Below are 19,637 nucleotides of genomic sequence, written 5' to 3'. Positions count from 1 at the left end.
CAATTTGCGTGGCAGATTCCAGTGCTTGACACACAGCTGTACAAACATTCATTCTTGAAGGTAAATTGCACAGCAAATGATGTCATTCAAGTAGCTGACACTGGTTCCTTTATGACGGCAGTGCCCAGAGGTGTCATCCCAGTCTGGGATCCAGAAAACTTAACTTTAAATAAGTGGCTGCATAATAAAGACTAGATTCCAGACTGGAATGACACCATAGAGGCACTGGGATGACATCCTTCCTAGTGGAGATTACTCTCAAATCACAATGTTCATACAATTGTGGGCTTAACGGTATCTTTGCAGATACTATGGTAATTTATTCGGGAGATTTGCTGAGCGGTAAGATTTTTCCTGATATGCTGCAGTCTTCAGAAGCTAATTCCACAAATTTATCTGTTAGTTTATCAGGTGACACCAATTCAGATCCAGGAAATGCCTGCTCACTACCCACAGGTCCTTCCGTGTATACAGCATTTACACATAATTTTGTATGTTTTGTCTCAGATGCATATATCTGCACCATTATTTCTAGTGCAACTTTACTTGCAGCATACGGCATCCAATATGGATAAGAGGAAGGAGAAAGTGTCACTTCTGAGGTCATGAATATCGCTCTTCCAGCATTAGACTTTTTTAGCATTGGATCTAAGTTTTTTAGTAAGTACCAATTGGCAGTAAAATTTGTATTCATTACGTTCTGTAGCTCTTCAATCTCACAGTCATGAATGGGGTTCAGTTTGCCTAAAATTCCAGCACACGCAACTAATATATCAAGTGCTCCAGATTCTGATAATTTCAGGCTTTCTATCATGTTTGTCAGTATCTTTACATTCTCAAAGTCTAAAAGATCAAGCTGAATTAGTTTCACAGAGCCTTCTTTAAATTCTTCAAGCTCTTCAATTTCATTATATAGTGGCTTGAGATTATCAAGAGATCTTGAAATCAGAATCACACATGCACCTTCTCTTATAAACCTTTTTGCAACAGCAGAGCCTACTCCACCTGAAGCTCCGGTGATTAAAGCTACTTTACCTTCTAACTTACCCATTTCTTTCTCCTTAGCGAGATTCATTGAAATATTTTAGCTGAAAATTGAATTTTGCTCCATATATAAAAATCAAACTTAGCATATAAAAAAATAGTAATGACACTACCACACCACCTAAACTTCCATATATCAAATCCAGTTGGTCAAAGGAAGCTTTTAAGTATTGCTTAAAAGCTGAAGCAGAAATCGTCCAAAGAATAACAGCTACACAAGATCCAGGAAATACGTCTGATAAATTTTGTTTTATGTTTGGCAACATAAAATATAGCCAAGAGACTACTGTGAAAAGTACAAATTCAATGAGTAGGTATTTAGTGTAACTTAGTCCCTGATAGGAAAAATCAATTAGCATTGGTACTAGTGTAGAAAACACTATAGTTAGAGTTATAATAAGCGTGATTACTAAAAATTGTAATATACTTAGTACTCTTCTTAATATATAAGGCGGCGAAACCGGAACTTTATAGGCCTTATTGAGTATTGTTCTAAGCCCTTCAATTGTCGATGAAGCGGTCCAAACAGCACCTACAATTGCTAAAGTTAGTAAGCTTTGCGGCGGGCCTGATATTATCTCTCTGATACGCGGCATCAAAGATGCCAAAATATCCTGTGGCATGTTATCAATGATAAATACCCAGCCAATGTTATACTGGTCTAAGAAATTTGCGAATGTTGATGCCACAGCCATTAAAACGATGAGAAAAGGAAATATTGATAACAGAATTAAAAATGATAAATACCCTGCATGCTCCACTCCATCATTATAAATTGTGTCAATCAAAGCACGATAAAGACAATAAACAATACCGTAAAATTTCTGTAGCATGTAATATAAACGAACCAAGAAAAGTATTCTAAATGAAATAAAGGATACTTTTAAGCAAAAAATCCTCACCATTTACTTAAATTTAATCAAAGGGATAGATAATTTAACATAGAACAGGAATTATAGGAGGCGTAATGAAAAAATTTCTTCTACTTGTGGCTATAATTCTCTCCTTCGCATTTGATGCGCGTGCTGATGAAACGTCAACAGTGATATGCAAAATAGTACAATATACCCAAGGTATAGGCGGGCCGATGATCACGATAGTGATAATAGGTGCAGCATTGCTTGCGATATTTGGGAGAATGCCGTGGCCAGCGCTTTTTGCACTCGGTGCATTTACTGCCGTGTTCTTTGGTGCTCCTGCAGTTGTTTCAAAAATAACACCAGATGGTACGTTTTGTCAGAATGGTGCGATTGCTTGCCCTACTGGTAAAACGTTGACTAATGGTAAATGTAAATAATAGGTATCACAGCCTCAAAGAAATTTTAAGTAAATGATACTTCTTGTATCATTTACTTAAATTTAATCAATGCGATAGACAATACAGCGTTAAATAGAAATTATCGGAGGCGTAATGAAAAATTTTCTTCTACTTGTAGCTTTAATTCTCTCCTTTGCGTTTGATGCGCGTGCTGATCTAGATGCAACATCAGCAGTGATATGCAAAATAATGGGTTATACTCACGGTATAGGTGGGCCGATGATCACAATAGTGATAATAGGTGCAGCTTTACTTGCAATATTTGGCAGAATGCCGTGGCCAGCACTTTTTGCACTCGGTGCATTTACTGCTGTGTTTTTTGGTGCTCCTGCCGTCGTTTCAAAAATAGCACCAGGCACAGCAAGTAGGTGCGAGACATGTACTGGTAATCAAACATTAAAAGAGGATCCTGCGGGATCAGGAATTTATAAGTGTGGTTAAAAAGTATTAGGTAAATGATGCTTCTTGTATCATTAGACCTCTTTCGAAACTCATATAGACAGCTCAAAATTGTGAATTCCTGCTATTAAATTGAATCTCAAGCCAAAACGTTTTCTCCGATTGCGGTATCTGTCTGCAATAATTTTGAATCTTTTTAACAGACCAATTACATTCTCAACTACTACTCTTTTGCTTGCTAGCTCCCGATTTTCTACCTTTTTTTCCTTAATTAAGGGACTCTTTTTCATCCTTCTGTGTGGCAACTCGACATTTTTGTGAATTTTCTGAAAACCTCTATAGCCAGCATCGGCTAAAACTTTTATACCTTCTGATACATGCACTTTTGACTCCTTGAAAAGCCGAAAGTCATGCTTTCTCCCGTTTGAAAATGACGTACAAATAATTTTCTTGCTCTTCTTTTCTGCAATTATTTGTGTTTTTAGCGTATGTTTTTTCTTCTTTCCTGAATAAAATCTTTTCTGCTTTTTTTTGGTCTCTCTACAGGTGTTTCCGTTGCATCAATCACCAAAATCTCATATTTCACGTCGCTTTTTAGGAGTTCTTTTCGTCCTGGCAATGCGAAATCTTGGTGTTGTATTAGAGTATCCTCTACCCATTTTACAGTTTTATATGCCGTACTTTCACTTACTCCATAACTTTGACTTATGTGAAAATATGTACGGTATTCTCGTAAGTATTCTAATACCATGAGCAGCATATTCTCCTCGTTTAGCTTATTTTTCCTTCCTCCTTTGGCTTTCTTTTTTTTATTTTCTTCACATAAAATCCCTACCATTTTGTTAAATGTTGATCTCTTTACTCCTGTTAGTCGACGAAACTCCCCTTTATCGAGCTCTTTCACTATTTCATACTTCATTTCTCCTTACCTCAAAATTACTATTTTTACTGCTTTATCCTAGTTTCGAAAGAAGTCTATTTACTTAAATTTAATCAAAGTAAAGTAGCATAAAGTAAAAATTATAGGAGGCGTAATGAAAAATTTTCTTCTACTTGTAGCTTTAATTCTCTCCTTCGCATTTGATGCACATGCTGATGCAACATCAGGAGTAATATGCAAAATAGTAAGCTATACTCATGGTCTAGGCGGACCGATGATCACAATAGTAATAATAGGTGCAGCTTTGCTTGCAATATTTGGCAGGATGCCATGGCCAGCGCTTTTTGCACTCGGTGCATTTACTGCTGTATTTTTTGGCGCTCCTGCAGTTGTAAAGGCAATAACAGGAAAAGAGACGACTTGCACCCAAGCAGGATGTACCTCTGCCGCTAATGGAGGAACTTGGGATCCAACTAAGAAAGAATGTACCCTTCCATAAACCTGTACTGAAGTTCTCTTTATGTTTTCACTTGAAAGTGGTCAAGCTGACCACTTTCAGTGTCTATGATTACCTAATAAATTCTTTTTCTGTAATCATATCAGTTAAAGTCTGGATTCCAGCGTCACGCGCTGGAATGACAAGGCTTATCGTCATGTCACCGCGAACCGTCATACCGCGATTCATTCGCGGTATCTCAGCCGCTAACAAGAGATCCCGCTAACAAGTAGCGGGATGACGGTTGTCGTTTAGCCATAAATATTTAAGAAATTTACCAAACGAAAAAAAAGGCAAAAGAAGCCCTGGTCATTGTCTATTTTCAGTATTGGCGTTTTTTAAGTCTTAAACACTGCAATTTAGCTGCTTTTGAATGCAACTCACCTTAGTTTAAATGTTTAAGAAATTTACTAAGCAGAAAAAAAGGCAAAAGAAACCCCGTGTTAGCTAGTTGTCACTCTCTAATCCTGCAAAATCGGCGTACTATACTGTCTTAAACGACTTATAAGCGCGTTTCAGCTTATATAGGTAAAAACCCAGAAATGTTGTGAAGACATAAGGTGCACATAGTGTAAAAAATTAAAAATAAGACGCCAACTACGTTGTTTTCTTGCTGTTTAATCTGCACAGATGAAGATAACTGAATACCTTCAGTATCATGATAAGGGGGCTGGCGAGGTTTGTCAAGGAAGTTTTGCATTTAATTCATTTGATAATTCAAAAAACTTGAAAGAATAAAGATAGCTATTGAAATTATCTTGATTTACATCAGTTATCCAAGTTTGACATTGAATACTTAACACTTCCTCCATTAACGCCTTTCTGTAATGTTTATCCAGATGAGACATTATATCATCAAGTAGAAGAAGTGGTGCCTTATTGTAATGAATACACCTTGCTTTTACACTGGATAAAATAATAGAAAGCAGTAATAACTTTTGTTCTCCAGTGGAGCACAGATTTATTGGTACGTTTCTTTTTTGACAAAAAACCCGAAAATTATCGTTATGCACACCAAAGGTTACTCTACCAGTCAATGAATCTTTTTCTCTGTTTTCCTTTAGACGATTCTGAAAATATTCTGCAGTATCGTCCAAAGTTAGCTGGCTGCTGAATTTCAAACTTGCCTTCGGAAAAAACTCACTGGAATGGTTATCAATTGTGTCTTGTAGTGTCTTTAAAACAGACGATCGCATACGTAAAATACTAACTGCATTAACGGCCATTATGTTTTCAAGACTAGAGAGCCAATTTTCGTCCAAGGTGTTCTCTCTCAACAGTTTACTTCGCTCACGTTTAGCTTTTCTGTGTTTCATGTAGCAGCAAGTGTAATTTTCCTCAAACAGTGAGACTATACGGTCTAAAAATTTTAATCTGTCACTTGGAGAATTGAGAAGAACATAGTCCATTTGTGGAATCAGCCATATTACATTGGATATCTTATACAAAGATGAATAACTCGATTGCGTTTTTCCATCAATTTGTATTAGTTTCTTATCAAAACTCTTTGCGATACCAATTGAATTAAAATCCATTCCATTAAAAAAATCATAGTGCACTACCCAATCTTCATTACTGAATCTATTTTGTATCTCACTGGCTTTTGCTTTTTTCATTCCATTGCTTTTAGCAAGCAACGAGATTGCTTCAAGTATATTAGTTTTACCAATACCGTTTTTGCCAGTTATTACAACTGAGCTATCATCTGAATCCAGTTCAAAGTTTGAGTGGCTACGAAAATTATGTAATTTCAGCTTTTTTATGTAGCAATGGGTAGCCATTAACCTATTCTTTAGTTTATATTCTCTTTACTTCTTCCAGAACCTCATCAACATGTCCACTAATTTTTACATTTTTCCAGATCTTCACTATTTTACCTTTTTTATCTATTAAAAAAGTAGTGCGTTCTATTCCCATATACTTTTTGCCAAACATACTTTTCTCTACCCAAACACCATATTTTCCCAACATTTCAGCATTCTCATCAGAAACTAAAGAAAACGGCAGAGAATATTTTGCTTTGAAGTTAGTGTGACACTTAACACTATCTTTTGATACACCAATTATCACTGTGTCAAGGAAAGAAAAATCATCTATTTTATCTCTAAAGCCTTTTGCCTCCATTGTACAACCCGGAGTATCGTCTTTAGGATAAAAATAAAGAACTACATTTTTTTTATCAAAAAATTCACTCAGTGATAAATTTTCACCAGAATCTGCTGGCAAGCTAAAATCGGGTGCATTATTTCCTACTGCTAATTCCATACCTTGCTCCATTAATAACACTTCCATCTATAGTAGTATATTGTAGTCAGAGTATCAAATTTTATATATAGCTAACAGATAAGATTCTTGATGGGGGCTTATTGATGAATTTCTGCCTACCTTCTCGGCTTGCCGCTTTTGATAAAGTGTGGTTTTCGTCTGATGTAAGGCCATATCAAATAGATCCTATTAAAAATCAATCGAATCTTCACATGTTTGTTCTTCATAAAAGAAGTTCAATGTTATCGTAGTACCAAGTTTTGCTTCACTTTTAATGTCAAAAGTTCCACCCATTAACTCTACTAATTTCTTGCTTAGCGGCAATCCGATGCCCGTACCTTCGTTTCTATACCCCGAATCTGCTTGGCCAAAAACAGACATAACTTTATATATGTCCTGCTGCATTATTCCTATTCCATTGTCATGAAACTCAATAGTTAATAAGTTTTTTTCTATATTTTCTTTTATCACCATTCTTATTAAACCATCTTTGGGAGTAAACTTGATTGAGTTTGATAATAAATTTATTATAACTTGTTTCATTCTCTTGGGATCTGCAATGACTAATAATTGTTTATTAGTCATCTCTTTTTTTAAATTAATCCCGGCTTCTTTTAATTTAGGTAATAGCATATTTACGCATGAATCCATTATTTTGTTCAGGTTAAACTTCACTTTTTCTACTGTTAAACTACTTGATTCAGCTTTAGAAAAATCGAGCACATCATTAATTAAGGTAAGTAAGTGTGTTCCTGCATTATATATATCGTCTGCATACTCCTTGTATTGAGAATTATCCATTGAACCTAAAGTTTTATTTTTGATCAACTCCGCAAATCCAATAATAGCATTAAGAGGTGTGCGTAATTCATGTGTAACGCTTGCAAAAAACTTTAGCTTGTTTGCATTTTCTTGCTCTAATGTCTCTTTTATCTGCTGTAATTCAATGTTAGTTTTATGTTGCTTGGCTAGCATTTGGGTATTAGAAAAGTGCAAATAGAACATTATTAATATTAAGATTATTAATAATAGGCCCAAAAATGTTAAAAACAGGCCATATGCTATAACATAAGAATTATTGTAGTTTCGAAGAATCTTCAAAAAAAACGACGGTTTAACGCTATTTTCATGGAATATAGGGAAAATAGAAGTTAATGTATTTCCTGTAGTATAAAATATTTCTTGGTTACTTAATAGTTTATCAATTTCATCGTTTGTAAGTAACTGTTCATAATCATAATCTTGAGTGTTAAAATTACTGAATATTATTCTGCCGTTTTGATCATACAGTATTAAGCTGAAATCCTTTACTTTGCTCACTGATTGTAATAATTCAGCACGTAGTTTTACTAGTTGGTTTATGTAGTCAAAATTTTTGTATTTAATGTGATGCTTTTCTATTAGTAAATAATGGTATTTTTTTATTATGCCATTTTCCAGTACGCTTTTTAAGTTTACACTTGAATCACGGTAAGAAGAAAGGAAATTACTCCTTAGTAAATGATTACAATATATCACACTGAATAAAATCATAAAGATCGATGAGAGTAATACAATAACTTTTGTGTATTTGTTTTTCTTCAACGCAGAAAACATCAATTTACCTAGCTTATACATATCCTTCTTATTGTGAAACAACGGTTTTTATGTTATTAATAATAAAATTTAGCATATAATATTTTATGACAATTTCTCCTATTTTGCCAGTTTATTCTCCTGTTAATATAAATTTTTCTCATGGCAAAGGTATCTACCTATATGATGTTGATGGTGAGCGCTACGTAGATTTTCACTCCGGAATAGCCGTTAGTAGCTTAGGTCACACTAATTCGCGATTAATTAGTGCTCTTAAATTGCAAGGAGAAAAATTATGGCATATATCAAATACCTATAATATACCTGCTGCCAATAATTTTGCAGAAAAATTAATAAACAATAGTTTCGCTGACACTGTATTTTTCTCAAATTCTGGATCAGAGGCAGTAGAATGTGGACTTAAGATTGCTAGGATCTATCAAAATGGAAAAGGCAATAAAAATCGTCACAGAATTTTAACATTTCATGGTGCATTTCATGGAAGAACCTTTTTAACTTGTGCTACAAACGATAAACAGAAATTTTCTGAATTACTAAATCCCTACATTGATTGGTGTGATAACATCGAGCCCAATATTGAGAGCGTAAAGAAAGCAATTTCAAGTGGTATAGGCGTTATATTAATAGAACCAATACAAGGGCAAGGTGGTATCAAAGTAATGAATGAAGTCTTTATGAAAGAACTAAGAAAGCTGTGTGATGAAAATGACATATTGTTATTTTTTGATTGCGTGCAATGCGGTGCTGGCAGGACAGGAAAATTATTTGCATACGAACATATAGGAGTGGAACCTGATATATGTGCTCTTGCAAAGGGAATAGGCGGCGGGTTTCCGCTAGGGGCTTGTCTTGCGACTGAAAATGCTGCTAAATATATGGCGGTCGGTATGCACGGTTCCACTTTTGGTGGCAATCCGCTTGCAACCTCAGTAGGTAATGCTGTGCTCGAAGAATTGCTCAGCCCCGGCTTTTTGAAAAATGTTGAAATTAGAGGTAAATACTTAAAAAATAAACTAGAAGACTTAGCAAGTAAATTTCCAATAATAGAGGAAGTAAGAGGGAAAGGGTTAATGCTTGGAATAAAAGTGAAAGCAGACAATCAAAAGTTTGCAGAAGAGTTAAGTCATCGCGGCTTGCTTACTGTTGGGGTAACATCAGATAACGTTGTGAGAATTTTACCTCCACTCATTATCACTGAAAAAGAGATTGATGAAGGCATCGAGATTTTGACTCAATATTTATCTGAGAAATCTTCTGATTAGATACTTGCATTAATATGAACGACAATCTGGTATGCTTAGGAATTATTACCTCTCCTCACGGAATTAAAGGAGCTGTTAAAGTAAAAACCTTTACTGAAAAGCCTGAAAATATCTCCTTATATGGTAAGCTAATAAGTGGTGATGAGAATTATAAAATAGACTCAGTATCCGTCATAGGTGATAATTTAGTAATAGCTACAATAAGCGGAGTAAATTCCCGTAATGAAGCAGAGCTTTTAAGGAATAAGAAGCTATATATAGAAAGAAGCAAGTTACCAGAGCTAAATGATGAGGATGAATTTTACCAAAGTGACCTTGTAGATATGGAAGTAAGGCTGAAAAGTAATGAATTATATGGCTATGTAAAATCTGTGTATAATTTCGGCTCAGGGGATATATTAGAAATTTTAGTTATCAGCACAAAAAAACGTATTATGCTGTCTTTCACTAAAGAGATATTTCCACATATAAATATAAAGGGGAGGTATATAGTATTAAATATACCAGAATTTATTGACTAATAAAGACTTTGATATTTATATAAAGCTATTTATAATTATAAGATCAAATTGAAAATGTAATTATGGCAGAAAGAGCTAACGATATCAGACCAGGTCAGGTGTTGGAACATAACGGCGGATTATTTTTGGTTGTAGGTATTATGCATACTCAACCTGGTAAAGGTGGTGCATACATACAAGCCGAAATGAAAAACATCAAAACCGGAGCAAAACACTATGAAAGATTTCGTTCTGATGCAACAATCAGAAGGGCAATTTTAGATGAAGAGGAATATGTTTACCTTTTCACTGAAGGAAACATTGTAAATCTTATGCATCCAAGTAATTACGAGCAAATCACTATAAATTTGGACTTATTGGGAGAAAAAAAAATTTATTTACAGGATAACATGAAAATTAAAGTTGTAGCTTATCAAGACAAAATAATTTCTGCGCATGTGCCTGATTATGTTACACTTGCTGTGAAAGAAACAGAGTCTGTTATTAAAGGACAAACTGCTACTGCTTCTTATAAGCCTGCAATTTTGGAAAACGGAATGCGCGTTAACGTGCCTCAATTTATAAAAGAAGAGGATAAAATTGTAGTATATACTCCAGGTGACAGCTATTATGAAAGAGTGAAAGAGTAAAAGGAAGAATGTCCCTCTCATCACCACGAATTAATGTGATGCTTGATTCTGTGCGTAATGCTTCCAAGCAGCTTATGCGCGATTTTAATGAATTGCAAATTTCTAATGTTAAATCAGCAGGCTTTATTAATAAAACTTATTCAAAATCCAAGCAAACCATATACGATTGCTTGCACGACTACAAACGAGACTATGGTTTTATTTTTGAAGATGATACTGATCAAGAAGTAAAAGATAACACTTATACCTGGTTTATTATGCCTATAGAGGGCAGGGAGAACTTTTCTAGTTGCATGGTTTATTTTGCAGTATCAGTCTGTCTCATTCATAAAAATAAAGTTGTGGCAGCTGTAATTGATGCTCCGGCTCTTAGAGAAACTTTTTGGGCAGAAGAAAAGAAAGGTGCTTTTCTTGAGGATTTTAGATCTCGTCATGTAAAAATGCGAGTGAAAAGCCGTGAAGGGGGTCTAATAGATGTAAGTGGTAATTTGTTAAATAAATTGCTGCCTGGCAATAGTAATGTACGCTCCATAGGTTCAACAATTTTAGGCTTTGCATACCTTGCGGCAGGAAGGCACAGTGGAATAATTTACTCTGGAGTTAACAAATATAAAGCCTTGCTCGGTAGACTTTTTCTGCAAGAAAGCGGTGGAAGGCTAACGGAAGACAACGGGCTAATCATTGCTGGAGATATAAAACTATAGCTAAAGTAATTTATGTTTACCTACAATTTGATAAGCGTAAAACTCGTCATTCCGCTACTTGTTAGCGGAATCCATGCTGAGATACCGCGAATAAATCGCGGTATGACGTAGGGCTGTACTAGCTATAGCATAAACAGGCTACAGAGATAGACAACTTTTCGAAAACTTTTACAAGAGATTCTGTTAAATGCTCTATCATTTCATCGGTATGATAAGGTGTAGGGGTAATACGGAAACGCTCAGTTCCTCTTGGAACTGTCGGGTAATTTATATGTTGAACATATATTCCATACTCATCAAATAATAATTTTGATGCTTTTTTGGATAACTCTGAGTTGCCAATTATTATTGGAATTATATGAGTTTCTGTTGGAATGAAGTTAATTCCTGCATTTCTCAGTGAGTTTTTTACTTTTTCAACGACTTGCTTTTGCTTTTCCCTTTCAATGTTGCTCGATTTTAGGTGCTCAACGCTTGCCTTTGCTGCCGCTGCTAAAACAGGCGACATAGCAGTGGTAAAAATAAATCCTGGAGCGGAACTTCTTATTACATCTACCAAGCTCTTTGAAGACGCTATATACCCACCCATCACTCCAAAAGCCTTTGATAGTGTACCTTGAATAACGGTTATTCTATCCATCAGACCTTCTCTTTCTGCAATTCCGCCACCATGTGAACCATACATGCCAACTGCGTGCACCTCATCCAAATAGGTAATTGCATTATGTTGATCTGCAAGATCACATATCGCTTCAAGCGGCGCTATATCGCCATCCATTGAATATACGGATTCAAGTACTATGATTTTTGGTGTCTTTTTGTCTATAGACTTAAGTAGCTGCTCTAGATGATTAACATCATTGTGTTTAAATATATGTTTTGGCCTTTTTCCTGATTTTATGCCTTCTATCATCGAAGAATGGTTCTTCTCGTCTGAAAAAATTACTACGCCCGGAATAACAGACGATAAAGTGCTAAGTGTTGTCTGGTTAGCGAGGTAGCCACAAGCAAAAGTTAAAGCAGCCTCTTTTTTATGCAAACAAGCTAAGGATTTTTCAAGTTCAACAACCTCTTTTGTTGTACCAGATATATTTCTTGTTCCTCCAGCACCAACAGATGAATTTTGGATAGCGGCAATTACACTCTCATTTTGTGACATTCCCAAATAGTTATTACTGCACCAGACTATTACTTCCCTATTTCTTTCATAGTCCATAATGTGGGGGAGCCTACCTGGTAATGACGCAAAGTGCGTAAATTCACGGTAGCGCCCCTCATCTTTTATATCTTTTATTTTATTCAAGAATATTTCTTCGTAGTTTACCAAGTCCTTATTTACCGATAATTAACATAATTATAATAAATTATTAAATGGTAAACTACTATATTTATTATACATGTACGGCAGTAGGTACTTTCCCCGTGTTGAAAGATTTTTCAACCTCGTTGTTTTCAACTTGGCTTTTAGGTGTACAGTAGTATATAATTGCAGCGGCAACCAGACAACAAGCTCCAACTGCTATTCCTGCAGCTAGCATTTCCAAATAAACTGCAATAGCTACTCCTGAAACAACTCCAGCTACTGCTAACGTCCATGTAGCTATGGTAGGCCACTTACTCTTTTGCGTATTTTGTGTTGCAGTAATAGAGGTTGATTGATTGTTTATAGCACTAGTTTTTTCTACTGCTGCAGGCTTTTCCTTACTGTTAATAACACCTCCAATTGTAGACACATTGTCAGCATTCGAAGAAACTTCACTTACCCCCAACTTCTTTTCACAACCCGTAATTTCTGGAGTTGTGGTAAGTGTACTATTGCTTCCGGTATTATTAGAACTTGTAGATTGGTCTCCTGAATTTGGCAAATCGTTGTTCAGTGAAATATTAACATTACCTTGTTTTGTATTATGGTTTTTAATTTCTTTTTTAATTTCTTCTACTTTACCCTTAAAGGGACCTTCTTTATTTTTTACATATTGTAGTACAAGAGTAGGAGAGTTACTTTTTAGAATATTTTCGAGTTCTTCTCTTGAGTTAGTACTGGTTTTGCTTATAAGTCCATCAATCTTTTTCTTAACAGGACTGGCAAGTTGCTTAACACCTTTTTTTCCGCTGCCTTTTTTGATTTCACCCTCCTCAAAATTATTAATTAAAGGCTCCTGCGTTGAAACCCCTGTGTTATTTAAGATAGCATTTTCTTCCTCCCCTGCAAGAACATTTTTTTCTGTCTGTTGACTGCCAGCACTTTTGGATTTTGGGTTTCTTTGACTGCTTGGTTGATTGTTATTCTCTTCATTTACTACAGCCGTATCGCCTTTTATAACAGGTGATACTGCATTATCACTGCTGCTTCTTTTATTAACTTGTGTATTCGCTTGTGTATGTATATTTGCTTTACTGGAAGTATTGATTAATTTACTACTTTCTAACAAATTTCTAATTAGATATAGATGACTCAAAGTATCTCTATTTTTTTGATACTCATTACGAGTCATACTTGGAGAAAGTTCCATACTTATTTTTTCAAGCTGTTCTGCAACTACTGGTAAAGCTTTCTCAAATTCTTCCTTGCATATTGCCTGAAGAGCTGCGAATTTTAGGTCAACATGCTGACATAAGGGTACAACAACTCCATAACTAGCTTCTTTTATTGCATTTCTCAGTATATTTTGTATGGTTTGCCTGACTACTTGCTGTTTATTATTGAGTATGCTTTGATAAATTTGAACATGAGCTAGAACACTGACTATAATGTCTTGACTTTCAGTATTAGACAATGCAATCAGAATTGATTCATATATTTCATCAAACTCGTTGTTTTTAGATTTATGATCAAGATAATTAATAACATCATTGCTGCATTTAGCACATTTTTCACACAAGTGCTCGATAAATGCAATATTACCAGCATCCAATGCAGTTTTCAGAATTAAATCATAAATTTCTTTTCTGCCACGAGCTCCTATGTTTTTCAGGATTTGTTGCCCTAGTATTGTAATAACTTTATCATCCGCAAATGCTTGTTCATATACATCGTAAATGGCATGATCTGCACTATTAGTGTATCGTTTGCACAGGTATTCAATGACAGATGTGTGTTCCTGGCTTATCGCAGTTTCTAATAAAGTAACAAAACTCTTTTTTAATAACTCTTCTGTTGAGGCTTTTTTAGTTAGCTTATTAATATATCTTTCAAATGCACCCAGCACTATCGTGATGAATTCTTCATTTTTGATCAGAGACGCTGTTTCAAGCACACCATACAAAGAATCAGGATTACTTGTTTTTAACACCTGTCCAAAATCTCTTAAAACGTATTCGACAAAAACTGCATTTAATAATTCTTGCTCTTTTCTTAATGCTATAACTGAGAAAAAACCAATCTTATTAGGTTCGACAAGTTGTATAGTTTGATCTTTTAATCTTCCATAAACTCCATCGGTACCATGGAATTTTTCTATAAAAGCTTCAATATATTTTTGACCACCAACAAGGAGAGGTAAAAGACTTAAATTTCCTTCAGCAAAAAGAAAATCCTGATATTGCTCTACTAGCTTGTCATTAGCTGCAATTGCCAATAGTACCAATTCTTTTACTGAATAATCATACTTGAAACCCTCTTGATCAAATTTATATTGTGATAGTACATTTGAATATATATGTTGATGGTTGCTTCCGTTTTGTAACTCCAAATTAAGTTGATTTGAACAGAAATCTTTGAGATTTTCATTATCCAGCGTAATAGACCTGCCTTCATAATCTTCAATATTTTGTACAACCTTGTCTAATTCTTCACAATTATCTTCTTGTATAGCTTGATTTAAGATATTTATAATCTCAGCAAAAGTTAAGTTTTTAGGAATGATACCATATGAATCTTCATCTTTTAACTCTACAGTAAACGACCTATCACAACCATCAGGAAAGTTTGCAAGTATTGCATTCTCTAAACTTAGATCTTCAGGGAATGTACTGCATGGAGTAGCTGGTATCTCTTGACTTTCGCTATCTAAAACTTCAAACTCTTCTTCAATACCTGAATCTTCAGAATCTGGTTTTTCAAAACCATGCCAACTTTTGATTAATCTTTCAGGATTTGATTGGCCATGTGAAGTTGTATCCTGTGATACAAAGTCTCTAAAATTGGAACCAAACATGTTTTACCTCCTAACTAGCAGCTAAGCTAAGTATAGCATTAAACAGAAATCTTGCCAAGCAAATTATTCAGTCTCTTAGCAAAGCTGCTCGCGTCATCCATCTCTTCGCCTTCCACAATGCAAGCTTGGTAAAACAATAAGTGAACCATGTCCTCCAATGTTGGGTTTTCACCACTTTCAGCATAAGATTTCATTATACTCTTTATTACAGGATGCTTAGTGTTAATTTCAAGCACCTTTGGCGTGCGGTAATTTAGCTGCTTTTGTTCACGCAAAAAACGCTCCATGCGAAGATCCATAGCACCTTCATCAACCGCTAGGCATACGGGACTATCAGTCAATTTTTTGGAAATTTTTACGCTTTTTACTGAATCTCCAAGCACTGTGGTAAAATATTGCAATATAGTTTCCTCAGTTTTTTCTTCATTCGATTTGTTTTCTTCATTTTTCTTATCTTCTTCTGAAGAGAATTTTTCCAAATCAACATCAGCGCGAGTCACAGACTTAAACTTTTGATCTTTATATTCATGAATTACACTAGTCCAGAAATCATCCACTGGATCAACGAACAGAAGAACCTCCAGCCCTTTACTGACGAACCCCTCAAGTTGCGGACTGTTTTTCACTGAATCGAGGCTATTTCCGGTGAGATAATAGATATGTTCCTGCTCAGGCTTCATTCTGCTTATATAGTCATCAATGCTGACTAATTTCTCATCACCAGTACTATGAAATCTGCAAATTGAGAGTAGTGCTTCTCTCTCATCAGTTGGCATAGCTTCACAAAGACCTTCCTTTAAAACTGCACCAAAATTGGTCCAGAATTTTGTATATTCCTCTAAATTCTCTTTTGCTTTTTTACCGAGCTCTGATATCACACGCTTAGTGAGAGATTTTCTGATCTGCTCAACAACACGATTATTCTGCAGCGTTTCTCTGCTGATATTAAGAGGCAAGTCCGGTGAATCAACCACGCCTTTCAGAAAACGCAAGTATTGTGGTATAATCTGTACGTTATCTTCAGTGATAAATACTTTATTTACATATAACTTCACAGAGCAACGTCTATCTGGATGGAATAAATCAAAAGGTTTTATAGAAGGAACATAAAGCAAATTTGTATATTCTATTGCACCTTCATTTTTATTATGCAATATCATCCAGGGCTCCCCGCCAACGTGAGCAACGCTGCGGAAAAAATCGTTGTGCTCCTCTTGAGTAACGTCATTTTTTGGCTTAGTCCAAATTGCAGCCTTACTGTTTAACTTTTCACTTTTTCCTTCTTCGTCTATAAATTCAACAGGAAAATTTATGTGATCAGAGTAAGTAGTGACAATATTTTCAACACGAAATTTATCTAAAAACTCGTTTTCTTCAGGATGCATAATGAGCGTAATTTTGGTTCCGCGAGGGACTTGATTATCTGACTTGCTGATTGAATATTCCCCATCTCCTTTGGATTGCCAGATCCAAGACTCCTCTTCTCCAGCTTTTCTCGATTCTACTATTACTTCTGATGCAACCATAAAGCTTGAGTAAAAACCAACACCAAACTTCCCAATCAGCTCCACAGTTTGGCTTGAATCCTTGCTATTCTTAATCGCATCCAAGAACTTTTGCGTACCAGAGCTTGCAATTGTACCAAGATTGTCTATTAAATCCTGTCTATTCATTCCAATGCCATTATCAGTGATATATAGCTCGTTCTTATCTTTATTGGAGCTGATAGTGATTTTTAATTCGTCACTCAAATCTAGCAAATTAGGGTTTAGTTGAGATTCATAGCGCAACTTATCACATGCATCTGATGCATTTGATATTAATTCACGCAGAAAAATGTCTTTATTGGTGTAAAGTGAATGAATCACTATATTCAGTACTTTCCCTACCTCAGCGTCAAATTTTAAATTTTCAGTTTCTTGTACATTATGCATTTTGAGCTCCATTATTTGCCTACTACCCTAATAATTTAAGTATTGAATCACGATCTTTCAAGGTCACGTACACCAAAATTAATGTGGGTGTAGTTATTATGACACCCAATTTATGGGATCTCTTGCATAACAAACTTTTGGCAGCGCATTGGATGAAACGAAAAACTTCCTTGACACCCTTCGCCAGCCCCCTTATCATGAAACTGAAGCTATTTATTTATCTTCGCAATCTCTGCAGTGGATTAATGACAAAAAAACTTAATGTATTTGGCGTAAATCATGCTTAATTTTTTGCACTATGTGCACCTCATGTCTTTATCAAATTTCTAGCTACACAAGCTGAAATACGCTATTTAAAACATCAAAAAACGCCAACTTAAAAAATGGATAGTGAATAATTAGCTACCCTAGGGTTTCTTTGCCTTTTTTTCTGTTTAGTAAATTTCTTAACGTTTATAATTTAGATTAGTTGCGGCTTAAAAGCGGCTGAGTCACGGTTATTAAGCGTTTAGAATAAAAAAACGCCATACTTGAAAGTATAATGTAAGTAACTAGCCAACCATCGGGCTTTTTTTGCCTTTTTTTTCGCTTGGTAAATTTTTTAATACTTAGATTAGTTGCAATTTAAGAGACCAGAAATGGTCAGTGCTTGGCACTGGAATAACGTCCTCCTTTGTTATCCCAGTGCCCAGACACTGGGATCCAGGAAACTTAATTGCAAGTAATGCATTGGATTTGGTGAGTATGGGTTTTATGTTATAGAATGAAACACTTTTGGTGAATTTGTAAAGAAAACTGGATCCCAGTGTTTGGGCACTGGGATGACACCATTCTTTTTCCTGGATTCCAGACTGGAATGACACCATTTGTTGTGTTTAACAAAGTTCGTACTTAGCTTCATATTAGCCGTAAATATTTAAGAAATTTACCAAACGAAAAAAAAGGCAAAAGAAGCCCTGGGGTTATTATCCGCTTTAAAATATTGGCGTTTTTTATGTTTTAAACGCTTGACAAGCGAGATTCAGCCGCTTTTAATTGCAACTAACTTACGCTGCAAATGTTTAAGAAATTTACTAAGCAGAAAAAAAGACAAAGAATCCCCGAGTTAGCTAGTCTTTTACTATCTCTGTCGAGTATTGGCATTTTTTGATGTCTTGTAACGCTTTATAAGCGCGTTCAGCTTATTTAGATAAAAATCTAGATGTAGATGAAGTTTTGTAAAGACATACAGTATCTATATACTGCAAAAAATTGAACATAAGACGCCGATACATTAAGTAATCCTTACCTTTTAATCTGCAGATTGGCGAAAGCAAATACAATAGCTTCAGTTTCATGATAAGAGGGCTGGCGGAGTTTGTCAAGCAAGTTTTTTCGTTTCTATTTCCAATAAAAGTTTGTTATATGGTTATGCAAGAAGTCTAATGAATCGCGGCATGACGTCTTAGCTATAGATGCTGGTTTGTGTGATTTCAAGAGAAGCTTAGTAGATAAGTTGTGTTTTAAACCAGATTCGGTATTTTAAACTGAACATTTTCAATAATACCACCTGGCATAACTGAAATTTTTACACTCAGGTTTACTTTTAGGTAGTCTATTAATTCATCAACTAATATGTCAGGAGCGGAAGCACCTGCAGTGATTCCTATCTTTTCTACGCCCTGAAACCAGCTTTTATTCACACAGCTGTAATTATCAATCAAGTAGGCTTTTTTTCCTCTGGCAGTGCACAGATCTAATAAGCGGTTTGAATTTGAGCTATTTTTACTTCCTACAACTAATACCATGTCTACAATTTCAGCCAGCTTTTTAACAGCATTTTGTCTGTTTTGTGTTGCATAGCATATGTCCTTTAAATATGGACCTGTTATGCCTGGAAACCTTAATTTCAGGGCAGCAATAATGTCGCGAGTATCGTCGATGCTTAACGTAGTTTGTGTAACATAAGACAAATTATCTGGATCTTTAACCTTTAAATCATATACATCCTGCAAAGTTTGCACTAAAATGATAGGATTGTTTACTCTTCCCCTAATTCCCTTAACTTCTGGATGGTTTTCATGCCCAATGAGAATTAATTCTTTACCACTGTTTTCATACCTTTTTGCTTCTTTATGCACTTTGTTGACTAAAGGACATGTTGCATCAATCACTTGAATACCCTTTCTTTTTGCCTCATCTTCTATATTTTTTGATACTCCGTGCGCGCTGAAGATCAGTATTCCTTCATTATCTTCAATTTCCTCGATACTGCTTACAAAAACCACTCCTTGTTTCTTAAAGTCCTCTACTATATATTTATTGTGAACAATTTCGTGTAGCACATAAACTTGGCGCTCGTTTTTGTATTTTTCTAAAGTAATAGCTAATATGTCCACAGCTCTTTTTACCCCGGCACAAAAACCTCGTGGTTCAGCTAAGATGATTTCCAT

19 protein-coding genes are annotated in these 19,637 nt (G+C 35.3%); 8 read left to right on the top strand and 11 right to left on the bottom strand.

Features of this window, described 5'->3' with window-relative positions; genetic code table 11:
• Window positions 1-21 precede the first annotated feature (21 nt).
• Entirely contained in the window at window positions 22-195 is a 174-nt protein-coding gene (locus tag ACICQD_RS01060) for a hypothetical protein (protein ID WP_167471214.1), read from the top strand.
• A 124-nt stretch (window positions 196-319) separates the two neighbouring features.
• Here ACICQD_RS01060 and ACICQD_RS01055 read toward each other — a convergent pair whose 3' ends face one another.
• The gene (locus tag ACICQD_RS01055) at window positions 320-1,075 is read right to left on the bottom strand and encodes an SDR family oxidoreductase (protein WP_022626173.1); all 756 of its coding nucleotides are present in this window, start codon (window positions 1,073-1,075) and stop codon (window positions 320-322) included.
• Window positions 1,062-1,877 (bottom strand): YihY/virulence factor BrkB family protein, encoded by an 816-nt coding sequence (locus ACICQD_RS01050; RefSeq protein ID WP_264373644.1) that lies wholly within the window; start codon window positions 1,875-1,877, stop codon window positions 1,062-1,064. The genes ACICQD_RS01055 and ACICQD_RS01050 overlap by 14 nt, the downstream gene beginning before the upstream one ends.
• 134 nt (window positions 1,878-2,011) lie before the next feature.
• Between ACICQD_RS01050 and ACICQD_RS01045 the strand changes: the two genes are divergently transcribed.
• Both ACICQD_RS01045 and ACICQD_RS01040 read left to right on the top strand, forming a co-directional pair.
• On the top strand, window positions 2,012-2,341 hold the full coding sequence (locus tag ACICQD_RS01045; protein WP_395461476.1) for a TrbC/VirB2 family protein: 330 nt from the start codon (window positions 2,012-2,014) through the stop codon (window positions 2,339-2,341).
• A 114-nt stretch (window positions 2,342-2,455) separates the two neighbouring features.
• Window positions 2,456-2,803: a TrbC/VirB2 family protein gene (locus ACICQD_RS01040; protein WP_209473274.1), complete on the top strand. Its 348-nt coding sequence runs from the start codon at window positions 2,456-2,458 to the stop codon at window positions 2,801-2,803.
• A 50-nt stretch (window positions 2,804-2,853) separates the two neighbouring features.
• Here the strand turns inward: ACICQD_RS01040 and ACICQD_RS01035 are convergent.
• A protein-coding gene (locus ACICQD_RS01035; RefSeq protein WP_395461446.1) for an IS5 family transposase occupies window positions 2,854-3,680 on the bottom strand; the annotation gives its coding sequence in 2 pieces (ribosomal slippage) (window positions 2,854-3,293 and window positions 3,293-3,680; 828 coding nt in all).
• A gap of 115 nt (window positions 3,681-3,795) precedes the next feature.
• Between ACICQD_RS01035 and ACICQD_RS01030 the strand changes: the two genes are divergently transcribed.
• A complete protein-coding gene (locus tag ACICQD_RS01030; protein WP_264329606.1) occupies window positions 3,796-4,140 on the top strand; it encodes a TrbC/VirB2 family protein in 345 nt (114 codons plus the stop codon).
• A gap of 680 nt (window positions 4,141-4,820) precedes the next feature.
• Here ACICQD_RS01030 and recF read toward each other — a convergent pair.
• The 3 genes from recF to ACICQD_RS01015 form a co-directional block, all read right to left on the bottom strand.
• Window positions 4,821-5,918 carry a DNA replication/repair protein RecF gene (gene recF, locus ACICQD_RS01025; RefSeq protein WP_138264925.1) on the bottom strand — a complete coding sequence of 366 codons (1,098 nt, stop codon included), beginning with the start codon at window positions 5,916-5,918 and terminating at the stop codon, window positions 4,821-4,823.
• Between the two features lie 16 nt (window positions 5,919-5,934).
• Window positions 5,935-6,402 carry a thioredoxin-dependent thiol peroxidase gene (bcp, locus tag ACICQD_RS01020; RefSeq protein ID WP_395461475.1) on the bottom strand — a complete coding sequence of 156 codons (468 nt, stop codon included), beginning with the start codon at window positions 6,400-6,402 and terminating at the stop codon, window positions 5,935-5,937.
• A gap of 189 nt (window positions 6,403-6,591) precedes the next feature.
• Window positions 6,592-8,019, bottom strand: coding sequence for a sensor histidine kinase (locus ACICQD_RS01015; RefSeq protein WP_209473279.1), 1,428 nt, complete (start codon window positions 8,017-8,019; stop codon window positions 6,592-6,594).
• 65 nt (window positions 8,020-8,084) lie between these two features.
• On the opposite strand from ACICQD_RS01015, the gene ACICQD_RS01010 reads away from it, so the two are divergent.
• The 4 genes from ACICQD_RS01010 to ACICQD_RS00995 all read left to right on the top strand — a co-directional run bounded on the left by ACICQD_RS01010 (window position 8,085) and on the right by ACICQD_RS00995 (window position 11,114).
• On the top strand, window positions 8,085-9,260 hold the full coding sequence (locus ACICQD_RS01010) for an aspartate aminotransferase family protein (protein WP_155969393.1): 1,176 nt from the start codon (window positions 8,085-8,087) through the stop codon (window positions 9,258-9,260).
• A 14-nt stretch (window positions 9,261-9,274) separates the two neighbouring features.
• A complete protein-coding gene (gene rimM / locus ACICQD_RS01005; protein WP_006279718.1) occupies window positions 9,275-9,781 on the top strand; it encodes a ribosome maturation factor RimM in 507 nt (168 codons plus the stop codon).
• A 62-nt stretch (window positions 9,782-9,843) separates the two neighbouring features.
• Window positions 9,844-10,410, top strand: a complete 567-nt coding sequence (gene efp / locus ACICQD_RS01000; RefSeq protein ID WP_006279719.1) for an elongation factor P — start codon at window positions 9,844-9,846, stop codon at window positions 10,408-10,410.
• 8 nt (window positions 10,411-10,418) lie between these two features.
• A complete protein-coding gene (locus tag ACICQD_RS00995) occupies window positions 10,419-11,114 on the top strand; it encodes an inositol monophosphatase family protein (RefSeq protein ID WP_395461474.1) in 696 nt (231 codons plus the stop codon).
• Window positions 11,115-11,232: 118 nt separating this feature from the next.
• Here the strand turns inward: ACICQD_RS00995 and hemA are convergent, their stop codons facing one another.
• The 5 genes from hemA to ispH form a co-directional block, all read right to left on the bottom strand.
• The gene (gene hemA, locus ACICQD_RS00990; RefSeq protein WP_341820378.1) at window positions 11,233-12,441 is read right to left on the bottom strand and encodes a 5-aminolevulinate synthase; all 1,209 of its coding nucleotides are present in this window, start codon (window positions 12,439-12,441) and stop codon (window positions 11,233-11,235) included.
• Between the two features lie 64 nt (window positions 12,442-12,505).
• Complete coding sequence (locus tag ACICQD_RS00985) at window positions 12,506-15,271, bottom strand: hypothetical protein (RefSeq protein ID WP_395461473.1); 2,766 nt, start codon at window positions 15,269-15,271, stop codon at window positions 12,506-12,508.
• A 38-nt stretch (window positions 15,272-15,309) separates the two neighbouring features.
• Entirely contained in the window at window positions 15,310-17,205 is a 1,896-nt protein-coding gene (gene htpG / locus ACICQD_RS00980) for a molecular chaperone HtpG (protein ID WP_182309722.1), read from the bottom strand.
• Window positions 17,206-17,813: 608 nt separating this feature from the next.
• Window positions 17,814-18,068 carry a hypothetical protein gene (locus ACICQD_RS07445; protein WP_218914978.1) on the bottom strand — a complete coding sequence of 85 codons (255 nt, stop codon included), beginning with the start codon at window positions 18,066-18,068 and terminating at the stop codon, window positions 17,814-17,816.
• Window positions 18,069-18,707: 639 nt separating this feature from the next.
• On the bottom strand, window positions 18,708-19,637 hold the full coding sequence (ispH, locus tag ACICQD_RS00965; RefSeq protein WP_395461809.1) for a 4-hydroxy-3-methylbut-2-enyl diphosphate reductase: 930 nt from the start codon (window positions 19,635-19,637) through the stop codon (window positions 18,708-18,710).

The sequence above is a fragment of the Wolbachia endosymbiont (group A) of Therophilus tumidulus genome, from assembly GCF_964277345.1.
GTDB lineage: Bacteria > Pseudomonadota > Alphaproteobacteria > Rickettsiales > Anaplasmataceae > Wolbachia > Wolbachia pipientis.
This window is presented reverse-complemented; position numbering and strand designations above follow the sequence as displayed.